This window comes from Rahnella sp. CJA17(1/100) (assembly GCF_963881615.1).
Lineage (GTDB): Bacteria > Pseudomonadota > Gammaproteobacteria > Enterobacterales > Enterobacteriaceae > Rahnella > Rahnella aceris.
Genome location: NZ_CAWOJA010000060.1, coordinates 1 through 459, shown reverse-complemented (window position 1 = coordinate 459; position 459 = coordinate 1). Strand labels below are relative to the sequence as shown.

Genomic DNA, 459 nt, shown 5'->3' with positions numbered 1-459 from the left:
CCTAAACACAGGGTGCGTAGCAGTTCCGTTGACCTCCACTTTCTCAAACATCGGGAAGCTCACTCCGTAGTTAATGTGACAAGTCTGTGCGATTTCGTCGGCACCGCCGGGTTCCTGCTTACCGAACTGGTTGCAGGGAAAACCGAGCACCATCAGCCCCTGTGCAGCATACTTCTTGTAGAGCGCTTCAAGGCCTGCGTATTGTGGTGTGAAGCCACAATGGCTGGCGGTATTCACCACCACAACCAGCTTGCCAGCGTAGTCGGCCATAGAGATAAGCTGACCACCCAGACTGGTGGCGGTAAGTTGATGAAAGGTGGTCATGTCGGGATCCTCAGAACACATTTGCAAAGTCGAACGAAAAGAATAACAAACAGGCGACCTTTAACCTGCTCGCCATCGGTTAACACACCATGATGATAGCCAGCCGTGTCCGCTTCTGGTAAAGCGCTACTGAAG

At 52.5% G+C, this 459-nt stretch carries 1 protein-coding gene; it reads right to left on the bottom strand.

Going from position 1 to position 459, the window contains the following annotated elements:
• On the bottom strand, window positions 1-324 hold a 324-nt coding region (locus tag AACU55_RS20625), incomplete at its 3' end, for a glutathione peroxidase (protein WP_134707163.1).
• Between the last annotated feature and the right edge of the window lie 135 nt (window positions 325-459).